This window comes from Streptomyces sp. NPDC058092 (assembly GCF_042884935.1).
Classification (GTDB): domain Bacteria; phylum Actinomycetota; class Actinomycetes; order Streptomycetales; family Streptomycetaceae; genus Streptomyces.
In genome coordinates this window covers 1-11,150 of sequence record NZ_JBHVSY010000053.1, presented here as the reverse complement: position 1 = coordinate 11,150, position 11,150 = coordinate 1, and the positions used below count along the sequence as shown (strand labels likewise).

Annotated in this window: 13 protein-coding genes; 8 read left to right on the top strand and 5 right to left on the bottom strand. The window is 68.6% G+C overall.

What is annotated here, in order from left to right:
- Positions 1–90 precede the first annotated feature (90 nt).
- Positions 91–855, bottom strand: a complete 765-nt coding sequence (locus tag ACFVV1_RS40395; RefSeq protein ID WP_390000546.1) for a transglycosylase SLT domain-containing protein — start codon at positions 853–855, stop codon at positions 91–93.
- Positions 856–1,396: 541 nt separating this feature from the next.
- On the opposite strand from ACFVV1_RS40395, the gene ACFVV1_RS40390 reads away from it, so the two are divergent.
- The 3 genes from ACFVV1_RS40390 (at position 1,397) to ACFVV1_RS40380 (ending at position 3,573) form a co-directional block, all read left to right on the top strand.
- The gene (locus ACFVV1_RS40390) at positions 1,397–2,542 is read left to right on the top strand and encodes a GAF domain-containing sensor histidine kinase (protein ID WP_390000543.1); all 1,146 of its coding nucleotides are present in this window, start codon (positions 1,397–1,399) and stop codon (positions 2,540–2,542) included.
- A complete protein-coding gene (locus tag ACFVV1_RS40385) occupies positions 2,535–3,179 on the top strand; it encodes a response regulator (protein WP_390000540.1) in 645 nt (214 codons plus the stop codon). Before ACFVV1_RS40390 ends, ACFVV1_RS40385 begins: the two co-directional genes overlap by 8 nt.
- A gap of 145 nt (positions 3,180–3,324) precedes the next feature.
- Positions 3,325–3,573 (top strand): chaplin family protein, encoded by a 249-nt coding sequence (locus ACFVV1_RS40380; RefSeq protein ID WP_266745385.1) that lies wholly within the window; start codon positions 3,325–3,327, stop codon positions 3,571–3,573.
- Positions 3,574–3,796: 223 nt separating this feature from the next.
- On the opposite strand, the gene ACFVV1_RS40375 is transcribed toward ACFVV1_RS40380, so the two are convergent.
- On the bottom strand, positions 3,797–4,576 hold the full coding sequence (locus ACFVV1_RS40375) for a hypothetical protein (protein WP_390000538.1): 780 nt from the start codon (positions 4,574–4,576) through the stop codon (positions 3,797–3,799).
- Between the two features lie 143 nt (positions 4,577–4,719).
- Here ACFVV1_RS40375 and ACFVV1_RS40370 point away from each other — a divergent pair, with 143 nt between their 5' ends.
- From ACFVV1_RS40370 to ACFVV1_RS40355, 4 genes are all read left to right on the top strand, one after another.
- Positions 4,720–5,517, top strand: a complete 798-nt coding sequence (locus ACFVV1_RS40370) for an ABC transporter ATP-binding protein (RefSeq protein WP_390000535.1) — start codon at positions 4,720–4,722, stop codon at positions 5,515–5,517.
- A 136-nt stretch (positions 5,518–5,653) separates the two neighbouring features.
- The gene (locus ACFVV1_RS40365) at positions 5,654–6,082 is read left to right on the top strand and encodes an NfeD family protein (protein WP_390000532.1); all 429 of its coding nucleotides are present in this window, start codon (positions 5,654–5,656) and stop codon (positions 6,080–6,082) included.
- A 146-nt stretch (positions 6,083–6,228) separates the two neighbouring features.
- Positions 6,229–7,158, top strand: coding sequence for an SPFH domain-containing protein (locus ACFVV1_RS40360; protein ID WP_390000529.1), 930 nt, complete (start codon positions 6,229–6,231; stop codon positions 7,156–7,158).
- Positions 7,159–7,220: 62 nt separating this feature from the next.
- Positions 7,221–7,988: a sulfite exporter TauE/SafE family protein gene (locus ACFVV1_RS40355; RefSeq protein ID WP_390000527.1), complete on the top strand. Its 768-nt coding sequence runs from the start codon at positions 7,221–7,223 to the stop codon at positions 7,986–7,988.
- A gap of 90 nt (positions 7,989–8,078) precedes the next feature.
- Here the strand turns inward: ACFVV1_RS40355 and ACFVV1_RS40350 are convergent, their stop codons facing one another.
- The 3 genes from ACFVV1_RS40350 to ACFVV1_RS40340 form a co-directional block, all read right to left on the bottom strand.
- Positions 8,079–8,585: an HNH endonuclease gene (locus tag ACFVV1_RS40350; RefSeq protein ID WP_093895792.1), complete on the bottom strand. Its 507-nt coding sequence runs from the start codon at positions 8,583–8,585 to the stop codon at positions 8,079–8,081.
- Between the two features lie 155 nt (positions 8,586–8,740).
- Entirely contained in the window at positions 8,741–9,271 is a 531-nt protein-coding gene (locus ACFVV1_RS40345; protein ID WP_390000524.1) for a YbhB/YbcL family Raf kinase inhibitor-like protein, read from the bottom strand.
- Positions 9,272–9,324: 53 nt separating this feature from the next.
- Positions 9,325–10,107, bottom strand: a complete 783-nt coding sequence (locus ACFVV1_RS40340; protein WP_390000521.1) for a sporulation protein — start codon at positions 10,105–10,107, stop codon at positions 9,325–9,327.
- 73 nt (positions 10,108–10,180) lie between these two features.
- On the opposite strand from ACFVV1_RS40340, the gene ACFVV1_RS40335 reads away from it, so the two are divergent.
- Positions 10,181–10,822, top strand: a complete 642-nt coding sequence (locus ACFVV1_RS40335) for a DNA-3-methyladenine glycosylase (RefSeq protein ID WP_390000518.1) — start codon at positions 10,181–10,183, stop codon at positions 10,820–10,822.
- Positions 10,823–11,150 lie beyond the last annotated feature (328 nt).

The following is an 11,150-nucleotide window of genomic DNA, read 5'->3' as shown; positions in this document are numbered from 1 at the left end:
TACGCCGAAGGGCGGCACCCCGCGCGGGGTGCCGCCCTTCGGCGTATACGCATGCGGATTCGTAGGTCGTCCGAGGACGTCCGGATTCGATCAGTACGCGCTGTTGACGTTGTCGATCGAGCCGTACCGGTCGGCGGCGTAGTTGGCCGCGGCGGTGATGTTGGCGACCGGGTCGTACTGGCTGAAGGCCGTGCCGGGGACGTGGTACGCGTCGAACGTCGGCTTGATGATCTGCAGCAGGCCGATGGACGGAACGCCGTTCCGGGCGTTGATGTCCCAGCCGTTGATCGCGTTCGGGTTACCGCTGGACTCCCGGATGATGTTGCGGTGCAGACCGTTGTACGAGCCGGGGATGCCGCGCGACTTCATGATGTCCAGGGCCTCCCTGATCCAGCCGTCCAGGTTGTTGGCGTAGACCGGGGTACGGACCTCGGAACGGCTGGCAGCCTGCGTGCCGGTGCGCTGCTCGGCGACGGCCTCGGCCTTCACCGGGGCCTTCGCCTCGGCCTTGGCAGCGGCGGCGGCCCTGACCTTCGCGGCGGCCTTCGCCTTCGCCTCGACCGCGGCGGCCTTCTTGGCCCGCGCGAGGTCGGCGGCCTTCACCAGCTTCTCGGCGGTCGAGTGCTGCACGATGAGGCTGGCCTGCAGTGCCTTGGCCTGCGGAGTACCGGCGACCGAAGTGAGAACCACGGGGGCGGCGGCCTCGGGGGTCTGGGCCTTGGGCTTGCCTTCGGCATTGGCGGGGACGAGCGAGAACGAGAGCGAGGCGACGGCGATGGCGGAGATACCCGCGGCGGAGAGCTTCTGGGTCTTGTTCAGGCGACGGCGACGGCCGGGGATGCTGGACTCGGACATGCAGACGTACCTCTTCGAATCGCGGGAGTCCTCACGGAGGACGAAGACGGGAGGCGGTGTGTTCGCATCTCCGTCGGGGACGAGAGCAATTCTTAGCGTCAGCAAAATGGCGTGGCAAAGGTGTGACGTACGATCCCGGGTAGTGGATCAAGACTTTGCTCGGACGCGACGGCTCGCGCCCATGCTCACTGATGTGGCACTTATGTATCCACTAGTCGGCTTCGTAAGTGACGTGGGTCCTATGCCCGGCCTCACATCGGCCGCGTAACAAACTCACCAACGGTTGCTCAAGCAATTCGGAGTGTGAGGCTCCGGCTCCTGGAGGGCAGCTGGACACCCTTCCCCTGGCCCGGCAGGCCCCGCCCCCCGGACCGGACCGCGCTGTGCCCCGTACGGGACCTCAGTAGAACCCCGTACCGGACCGGACCCGCTGTACCCGAGCCCGCCGTACCCGACCCCGGCCGGACCTAGTCCCTGCGCCCTAATCAGCGGCCGTCCACAGGCCGATACGGCGCCCGTATCCCGCCGGTACGGTGAGGCCATGAGTCATCGCCCTCCGTCGGGCCTCGCAGCGGTGAGTGCCGCACTGCTCGCCATGAGCCGGCATCTCGAAGTGCGCGACGTCCTGAAGACGATCGTCGCCTCGGCCCGCGAACTGCTGGACGCCGAGTACGCCGCCCTGGGCGTGCCCGACGACCACGGCGGCTTCGCCCAGTTCGTCGTCGACGGCGTCAGCGACGAGCAGTGGAAGGCCATCGGCCCCCTGCCCCGGCAGCACGGCATCCTCGCCGCGATGCTCCACGAGGCGAAGCCCGAGCGCCTCGCCGACGTCCGCAAGGACCCCCGCTTCGAGGGCTGGCCCGCCGCCCACCCCGACATGTCCGATTTCCTCGGCCTGCCCATCCGGGACGGCGACGAGATCATCGGCGCACTCTTCCTCGCCAACAAGCGCTGTCCCAAGCCCGAGGGCAGCTGCGGTTTCACCGCCGAGGACGAGGAGCTGCTGTCGATCCTCGCCCAGCATGCGGCGATCGCCCTCACCAACGCCCGGCTGTACGAACGCAGCCGAGAGCTCACCATCGCCGAGGAGCGCTCCCGGCTGGCCCATGAGCTGCACGACGCGGTCAGCCAGAAGCTGTTCTCGTTGCGGCTGACGGCCCAGGCCGCCACCGCACTGATCGACCGCGACCCGGCCCGCGCCAAGGGCGAGCTCCACCAGGTCGCCGCGCTCGCCGCGGAAGCCGTGGAGGAACTGCGCGCCGCCGTCATCGAACTGCGCCCGGCCGCGCTCGACGAGGACGGCCTCATCGCCACCCTCCGCACCCAGATCCAGGTCCTGGACCGTGCCCACTCGGCCCGGGTCACCTTCGAGAGCCTGGGCGTACGGGCCCTGCCGGCCGCCCAGGAAGAGGCGCTGCTCCGGGTCTCCCAGGAGGCCCTGCACAACGCACTGCGCCACTCGGGCGCCGAGCGCGTCGGCGTCACACTGGCCCGGAACGGCGGCGGCACACTGCTGCGGATCACCGACGACGGCTGCGGTTTCGAACCCGCGGCGACCCGGCAGGCAGGCCGCCACCTGGGCCTGGTGTCGATGCGGGACCGCGCGAGCGGGGTCGGCGGAAGGCTCACTGTTGAATCGGCGCCCGGCAAGGGCACCACGATCGAGATGGAGGTACCCGGTGGCTGACAAGATCATCAGGGTGCTGCTGGTCGACGACCACCAGGTGGTCCGCCGCGGTCTGCGTACATTCCTGGAAGTGCAGGACGACATAGAAGTGGTCGGTGAGGCATCCGACGGCGCGGAAGGGGTGGCCAGGACCGAGGAGCTCCGTCCCGACGTCGTCCTGATGGACATCAAGATGCCCGGCACGGACGGGATCGAGGCCCTGCGCAAGCTCCGCGAGCTGGAGAACCCGGCCAAGGTCCTCATCGTCACCAGCTTCACCGAGCAGCGCACCGTGGTCCCCGCCCTGCGGGCCGGAGCTTCCGGCTACGTATACAAGGACGTCGACCCGGACGCCCTGGCGGGCGCCATCCGCTCGGTGTACGCGGGCCACGTCCTGCTCCAGCCGGAGGTCGCGGGAGCCCTGCTCGCCCAGGACGACACGGGCAGCGGCACGGGCCGGGGGAGCACCCTCACCGAACGGGAGCGGGAAGTGCTGGGCCTCATCGCCGACGGCCGCTCCAACCGCGAGATCGCGCGAGCCCTGGTCCTCTCCGAGAAGACCGTCAAGACACACGTCTCGAACATTCTGATGAAGCTGGATCTCTCGGACCGGACCCAGGCGGCCCTCTGGGCCGTCCGGCACGGGGCGGCGGGCTGACCGGTAGCGAAGCGGACCGCCTCACTCCGGACTGAGATTCATACTGTCGGGTGGATATCACCCGGACGGCGCAACCTGTTCGACTCCGAGGCGTTCTCCAGGGTGCTGCGGCGGCTGGCCGCAGCCACGCTAGGAGGATCCTGAAGTGAAGAACCTGAAGAAGGCCGCTGCCGTCACCATGATCGCCGGTGGAATCATCGCCGCCGGTGCCGGCGCGGCCTCCGCCACCGGCCACGGCGCAGGCGCCCACGGTGCCGCGACCCACTCCCCGGGCGTGGTCAGCGGCAACGTCGTCCAGGTCCCGGTGCACGTCCCGGTGAACGTGGTCGGCAACACCGTCAACGTGATCGGCCTGCTCAACCCTGCCTTCGGCAACGTCGGCCTGAACGGCTGACCGATCTGACGGTCCTATGTCGCCGGCCGGGCACATCGAGCCCGTCCGGCGACCCCCACACCCCCGAGCCCACTCCCGAGCCCACCCCTGTCGCCCCGGCACGGTCAAGCGCCCCGGCACCCTCGAGTGCACCCGGCACCCTCGAGCCCGTCCGGCGATCGAGGACAAAGACGGCACCCCGGGACACCCGGGCACAACCGCTCCCGCCGGCCCCCCCCAAGGACTACCGCTCCCGCTCCTCCACATACGCGTTGTACGCGGCAACCTGCGCCCGCCGGGCCACCCGCTCCACCGGCCTCAGCGCATCCCCCCGGGCCGCGATCTCCGACGCACTCACCGCCCCGCCGTGCCCGTTCTCGTACGCCACCGAGATCAGCAGCCCGACCCGCTGCGCCAGCTCCAGCACCCGCACCGCACGCGGCGGATACCCCGGAGCCAGCACCTCGCGCCCCCGCTCCGTCCGCGCGCGGTACGCATCCACCGCCGCCTCCGCCACCGGCCCGGAACCCGCCACATCCAACCGCGACAGCACCGCCGTCGCATCCCGCAACGCCTCGGCGAGCTCCCGCTCCGCCTCACCCAGCGACGGCACATCGGCCGGCGGCGCCTCCCGCACGGGCAGACAGTGCCACACCACCTCGACGTGCAGATCGCCCTCCGGCCCCACCTCATGGACCTCGGGAACCAGCCCGTACGGCGCACCGAACGCGACCACCGCCTCCTCGGCCTCCAACGCCCGCGCGTTGAAGTCCGGCGGACCGCTCAGCCCCAGCGGATGCCCCGGGGCCGGCAGCGCGACCCGGAAGCCGGTCACCCCCAGTGCCCGCAACCGCCCGAGCGCCAGCGTGAGCCCGACCGGCCCCGCTTCGTCCGGCAGTCCCTCCACGCGGTGCACCGCGTCCTCCCCGACAATGGCGAGCGCCGCGTCGTCCGGCGACACAAGCCCCGCCAGAAGCGCGTTGCCCCAAGCGGCCAGCAGTCCTGAGCGTGGTTCCGAAAGCATGGGAACAGCCTAGGGAACGGACCAGGGGCCTGTCCTCACGCGGGCCCAGCGCCTGAGGCGTTCCTGCGGTGGCGTAGATTTCCCTGGGAGCTGTGCCCACAGGCACGCGACGATCTCGACACTGCATGGGGAGACAACGCGCCATGAGCGATGTACTGGAGCTGGTGGACGTATCCGTGGTCCGCGACGGACGCGCTCTGGTGGACGACGTCTCCTGGCAGGTCAAGGAGGGGGAGCGCTGGGTCATCCTCGGCCCGAACGGCGCCGGCAAGACCACCCTCCTCAACATCGCGTCCAGCTACCTCTTCCCGAGCACAGGCACCGCCAAGATCCTCGGCGAACAACTCGGGGGCGTCGGCACCGATGTCTTCGATCTCCGCCCCCGCATCGGCATCGCGGGCGTTGCCATGGCCGAGAAGCTGCCCAGGCGCCAGACCGTTCTGCAGACGGTGCTCACCGCCGCCTACGGCATGACCGCCACCTGGCACGAGAACTACGAGGCCGTCGACGAGGAGCGCGCCCGCGCCTTCCTCGACCGCCTCGGCATGACCGAGTACCTCGACCGCAAGTTCGGCACCCTGTCCGAGGGCGAGCGCAAGCGCACCCTCATCGCCCGCGCCATGATGACCGACCCCGAGCTGCTGCTCCTCGACGAGCCCGCCGCGGGACTCGACCTCGGGGGCCGCGAGGACCTGGTCCGTCGCCTCGGCCGACTGGCCCGTGACCCGTACGCCCCCTCCATGGTCATGGTCACCCACCACGTCGAGGAGATCGCCCCCGGCTTCACCCACGTCCTGATGATCCGCCAGGGCAAGGTGCTCGCAGCGGGCCCCATGGAGACCGAGCTCAGCTCCCGCAACCTCTCCCTCTGCTTCGGCCTGCCACTGGTCGTCGAGCACACCGGCGACCGCTACACGGCCCACGGACTCCCGCTCTCCTAGAACAGAACCGGTCCGTAGAACAGAACCGGTCCGGCCGTAACCCGGTCCGGCCGGAACCTCCCCGGCCGGAACCAGTCCGGCGCGACGTCCGCTTGCGCCCTGTCCGCGAGGGCACCCGCGGTCCTACCATGACCACGTGGACATCGACGCGTGGGTGTGGTGGCTGATCGGCGCTGTGGGACTGGGCATCCCGCTCGTCCTGACCGCGATGCCCGAGTTCGGCATGTTCGCCGTCGGAGCGGTCGCCGCAGCGGCCGTCGCGGCACTCGGCGGCGGCATCGTGGCCCAAGTACTGGTATTCGTCGTGGTCTCCGTGGCGCTCATCGCCGTGGTCCGTCCGATCGCCGCCAGACACCGTGCCGACCGGCCCCAACTGGCCACCGGTATCGATGCGCTGAAGGGCCGTCAGGCGGTCGTCCTGGAACGGGTCGACGGCAGTGGCGGCCGGATCAAGCTGGCCGGAGAGATCTGGTCCGCCCGCGCACTCGACGGGGACCAGAGCTTCGATCCGGGCCAACAGGTCGATGTCGTCGAGATCGACGGTGCCACAGCAGTCGTCATGTGACCGAACCACCCACACGACAGAGCACGTTCTGTCAGACTCGATGTCGATGATCATGAGATCGGGACCGTCCAGCCACAGACATACGGCCCCTCCCACGATCTCGGTCATCGCGATCCGTCGGCAACCGAAGGGCAACGAGGAACACGATGCAACCGATCATCATCGTCCTGATCATTCTGGTGGTGCTCGTCTTCATCGCCCTGATCAAGACGATCCAGGTCATTCCGCAGGCCAGCGCCGCCATCGTGGAGCGCTTCGGCCGCTACACCCGCACGCTCAACGCAGGCCTGAACATCGTCGTTCCATTCATCGACTCGATCAGGAACCGCATCGACCTCCGTGAACAGGTCGTGCCCTTCCCGCCCCAGCCGGTGATCACCCAGGACAACCTGGTCGTCAACATCGACACGGTCATCTATTACCAGGTGACCGACGCGAGGGCCGCGACCTACGAAGTCGCCAGCTACATCCAGGCGATCGAGCAGCTCACCGTCACCACCCTCCGCAACATCATCGGTGGCATGGACCTGGAGCGGACCCTGACCTCCCGCGAGGAGATCAACGCAGCACTCCGCGGAGTCCTCGACGAGGCGACCGGCAAGTGGGGCATCCGCGTCAACCGCGTCGAGCTCAAGGCGATCGAACCGCCCACCTCCATCCAGGACTCGATGGAGAAGCAGATGCGCGCCGACCGCGACAAGCGCGCCGCGATCCTCCAGGCCGAAGGAACCAGGCAGTCCGCGATCCTCACCGCGGAGGGCGAGAAGCAGTCCGCGATCCTGCGCGCCGAAGGTGAGGCCAAGGCCTCGGCCCTGCGCGCCGAGGGCGAGGCCCAGGCCATCCGTACGGTCTTCGAGTCCATCCACGCCGGCGACCCGGACCAGAAGCTCCTCGCGTACCAGTACCTCCAGATGCTCCCGAAGATCGCCGAGGGCGACGCCAACAAGCTCTGGATCGTGCCCAGCGAGATCGGCGACGCACTCAAGGGCCTCAGCGGAGCCTTCGGCAACCTCGGCAACAGCGTCCCAGGATTCGACACCGGCAAGGAACGCCGGGAACAGCCCCCGGTCGACTGACGCGTACACGCCCTCGTGCATGATCAGTGCACCAACCACCGATCATGCACGGGGGATTCGACATGACCACCTGGGAGATGCTCGCCGTCTTCGCCGCGGGCATCAGCGCCGGCACGATCAACACGATCGTCGGGTCGGGCACGCTGATCACCTTCCCGGTGCTGCTCGCCACCGGTCTGCCCCCGGTCACCGCCACCGTCTCCAACGGCCTCGGCCTGATACCCGGCTCCGTCAGCGGCGCCATCGGCTATCGCGCGGAACTCGCGGGGCAGGGCCGCCGCGTCCTCAAGCTCGCCGTCGGCGCCCTGATCGGCGGTCTCACCGGCGCCGCCCTCCTGCTGACCCTGCCCTCCACGGCCTTCGAGACGATCGTCCCGATCCTGGTGGCCCTGGCCCTCGTCCTGGTCATCCTGCAACCCCGCATCAGCAAAGCGGTCCAGCGCCGACGCGAGCACGACGGCACCCCCGCACGCCCCGACGGCGGCCCGCTCCTCTTCGTCGGACTGATGCTCGCCAGCGTCTACGGCGGCTACTTCACCGCCGCCCAGGGGATCATCTACCTCTCCCTCATGGGCATGCTGCTCGATGACACGATGCAGCGCCTCAACGCCGTCAAGAACGTCCTGGCCGCCGTCGTCAACAGCGTCGCCGCGCTCTTCTTCCTCTTCGTCGCGGACTTCGACTGGACGGCCGTCGTACTGATCGCGGTCGGCTCGGCACTCGGCGGCCAGATCGGCGCCAAGGTCGGCCGCCGCCTCAGCCCCACCGTCCTGCGCGTCCTCGTCGTCGCCGTCGGCACGGTCGCCATCGTCCAGCTGCTGCTCCGCTGACACACGGAAGCCCGCCCCCAGCAGGAGACCGGCTTCCGGTACGACAACATGCGTACACCGATTACGTCGATCACGCACACACCACGCCGACTACGCCGCGGTGCGGTCCAGCCACTCCGGCAGCGCCGACCGCTCACCCGCCCCCAGAGCCAGCAGCATGGCCTCCGCCGGAGACGGCACGAACGGCTGCCGCAGCAGGGGCATCCCCGCCTGCTCCGGCGTCCGGGCCGCCTTGCGATGATTGTCCTCCGCACAGGACGCCACCGTGTTGAGCCAGGTGTCCTGCCCGCCCTGGGCACGCGGCACCACATGGTCGACGGTGCTCGCCCGCCGCCCGCAGTACGCGCACCGGTGCTGGTCCCGTATCAGCACGCCCCTTCTGGACCACGGGGCCTGTCTTCGGAACGGCACCCGTACGTACCGGCAGAGCCTGATCACCCGGGGCACCGGAATGTCGACGGCGGCGCCACGCATACGGAGATCGGGGTGCGACTGCTCGACGACGGCCTTGTCCTGCAGAATCAGCACCACCGCACGGTTCAGTGTCACCGTCGACAGCGGCTCGAAGCTCGCGTTCAGTACCAGCGTGTCCCGCATCTCGCCCACCTCCCGTGTGCCACCCGCCCCCTGGCAGGCCCGGATCAACTCTGGCTGGGCAGGCCGTGATGGACAACGCAATAAAAATGCCCTGCCCTGATCTCTCCAGGACCAGGGCAGGGCAAACAGCAAGCGAACTCTCGGCTCACCGGGCGTTAGGCGGGACCCGTGTACTCGCCGATCAGCTGAGCACGGCCCAGCGTATGGAACCGCAGATTGAATCCGACGACCGCGGGCGACGCATCGCTGTCGACACCCAGCTTCTCGGTGTCCACCGCGTACACGGTGAAGACATAGCGGTGCTTCTCCCCGGCCGGCGGAGCGGCACCGCCGAAATCCTTCGACCCGTAGTCGTTACGGACCTGCACCGCACCGGCGGGCAGCCCTTCGAACTTCCCGCCGCCCGCACCGGCCGGCAGCTCCGTGACCGAGGCCGGGATGTCGAAGACCACCCAGTGCCAGAATCCGCTGCCCGTCGGAGCATCGGGATCGAAACACGTCACGGCGAAACTCTCGGCGCGGTCCGGGAACCCCTCCCACCGCAGCTGCGGCGACGTGTTCCCGGCCGCGAACACCTGGGCGTCCGCCAGCACGGCCCCGGGGGTGAGGTCCTCGCTCACCACCGTGAACGACGGCACCTCGGGATGGAAGTCGTGCGGCAGCGGCGCCCTCTTCTGCTCGGTCACGTCAGCACCTTTCCTGATCGCTCTCCTGCTGTCAGCAGGTCTCCCACCCGACCCTAGAGCCAGTTGCGCCGACCGCCGACCTGGGCGAGCCACTGGTTGAGGTACGCCGCCCAGTCGGTCTCGTGGAAGTCGTTCAGCCCGACCTTGAACGCGCGGTACGAGTCGCTGCCCTCGCTGAAGAGCCCCGGCTTCTTGTCCATCTCCAGGACGACGTCCATCTCGCGGTCGTCCGCGACGAACGTCAGCTCCACCTGGTTCAGCCCGCGGTACTGCTGCGGCGGGAAGAACTCGATCTCCTGGTAGAACGGCAGCCGCTGGCGCGTACCGCGAATGTGGCCGCGCTCCATGTCCGCACTGCGGAAGCCGAAACCGAGCTGCCCGAAGGCGTCGAGGATGGCCTGCTGGGCCGGCAGCGGGTGCACATTGATCGGGTCCAGGTCGCCCGAGTCCAGCGCCCGCGCGATCTCCAGCTCCGTGGTCACACCGATGTTCATGCCGTGCAGATGCTGACCGGCGAACATCGTGATCGGCGTCTCCCACGGAATTTCGAGCCCGAAGGGTACGACGTGCACGGCACCGGCCCGCGCCTCGAACGCGCCACCGAGCCGAAGCTTGGTGAACTCGATGTCCTGCTTGGTCTCCGTGTCCTGGCCCTCGACCTCGACCCGGGCCTGCAGACCGACGGAGAGCCCCTCGATCCGCTGATCCACGGATCCGCCCTGGATCCGGACCTCGCCCTGGACGACCCCACCCGGTACGACATTGAGTTCGGTCAGCTCGGTCTCCACCGAAGCACCACCGGCACCCATGCTCGCGAGCAGCCGTTTGAAGCCCATGTTTACTCCTCCTTGGTCCTGACCCCTAGATACGCGCCACGACCGTTGACGGTTCCCGGTACCCTCGAAGGCCATGATCGAGGGCCCGAACCGTACTCCACTGACACGCGACTTCTTCGACCGCCCTGTACTGGAGGTGGCACCCGACCTCCTGGGCCGGACCCTGGTACGCACCACTCCCGACGGTCCCATCGAACTCCGCCTCACAGAGGTGGAGGCCTACGCCGGCGAGATCGACCCCGGATCGCACGCGTTCAGAGGCCGCACCTCACGTAACAGCGTCATGTACGGACCACCCGGCCACGCGTACGTCTACTTCACCTACGGCATGTGGCACTGCCTCAACCTGGTGTGCGGCCCCGAGGGCAAGGCAAGCGGTGTTCTGCTCCGTGCCGGCGACATCCAGGTCGGCGCCGACCTCGCTCGCAAACGTCGAATCTCGGCCCGCAATGACAAGGAACTGGCCAAAGGCCCGGCGCGACTGGCCACCGCCCTCGGCATCGACCGCGCACTCAACGGCACCGACACCATCGCCCACCCCGGCGCCCCGCTGGTCGTACTGCACGGCACCCCACCACCCCGCGACCAGGTACGCAGCGGCCCGCGCACCGGAGTGGGCGGCGACGGGTCCGTACACCCCTGGCGCTTCTGGATCGACGGAGATCCCACGGTGAGCCCCTACAAGGCCCATGTGCCACGACGTCGCGCAACTTGACTCCCCCTCGGGGGCCGCCTAATGTAGCCCGAGCCGCTTGAAACGGGTACTGCTGTCGGTACGGTCCATCGGACCGCCCCGAGCATCCGGAAGCGGCCAACCACTACCTACGAATCACCCTGGCGGGTGCGAATTCGGCGTGCCGTAATTCGACCCCATCGACTCGATTATGAGTCGCCAGAAGAATCGGTTAATGTAGTGGACATGCCGAAAGGCAAGGCCATTCCAAAGGTCATCAGAATTCAAATTCGAACCGGAAACGGAACGAAAAAGAGTCTGGTAAGGTTGGAGCCGCCGGAAAGGGAAACGCGAAAGCGAAGAACTGGAA

Excerpts from the sequence above, each read along its gene's own strand:
- ACFVV1_RS40340 (WP_390000521.1), bottom strand. The coding sequence starts at position 10,107 with ATGGGCTTCAAACGGCTGCTCGCGAGCATGGGTGCCGGTGGTGCTTCG.
- ACFVV1_RS40395 (WP_390000546.1), bottom strand. The coding sequence starts at position 855 with ATGTCCGAGTCCAGCATCCCCGGCCGTCGCCGTCGCCTGAACAAGACC.
- ACFVV1_RS40360 (WP_390000529.1), top strand. The coding sequence starts at position 6,229 with ATGCAACCGATCATCATCGTCCTGATCATTCTGGTGGTGCTCGTCTTC.
- ACFVV1_RS40370 (WP_390000535.1), top strand. The coding sequence starts at position 4,720 with ATGAGCGATGTACTGGAGCTGGTGGACGTATCCGTGGTCCGCGACGGA.
- ACFVV1_RS40375 (WP_390000538.1), bottom strand. The coding sequence starts at position 4,576 with ATGCTTTCGGAACCACGCTCAGGACTGCTGGCCGCTTGGGGCAACGCG.
- ACFVV1_RS40335 (WP_390000518.1), top strand. The coding sequence starts at position 10,181 with ATGATCGAGGGCCCGAACCGTACTCCACTGACACGCGACTTCTTCGAC.
- ACFVV1_RS40350 (WP_093895792.1), bottom strand. The coding sequence starts at position 8,585 with ATGCGGGACACGCTGGTACTGAACGCGAGCTTCGAGCCGCTGTCGACG.
- ACFVV1_RS40355 (WP_390000527.1), top strand. The coding sequence starts at position 7,221 with ATGACCACCTGGGAGATGCTCGCCGTCTTCGCCGCGGGCATCAGCGCC.
- ACFVV1_RS40390 (WP_390000543.1), top strand. The coding sequence starts at position 1,397 with ATGAGTCATCGCCCTCCGTCGGGCCTCGCAGCGGTGAGTGCCGCACTG.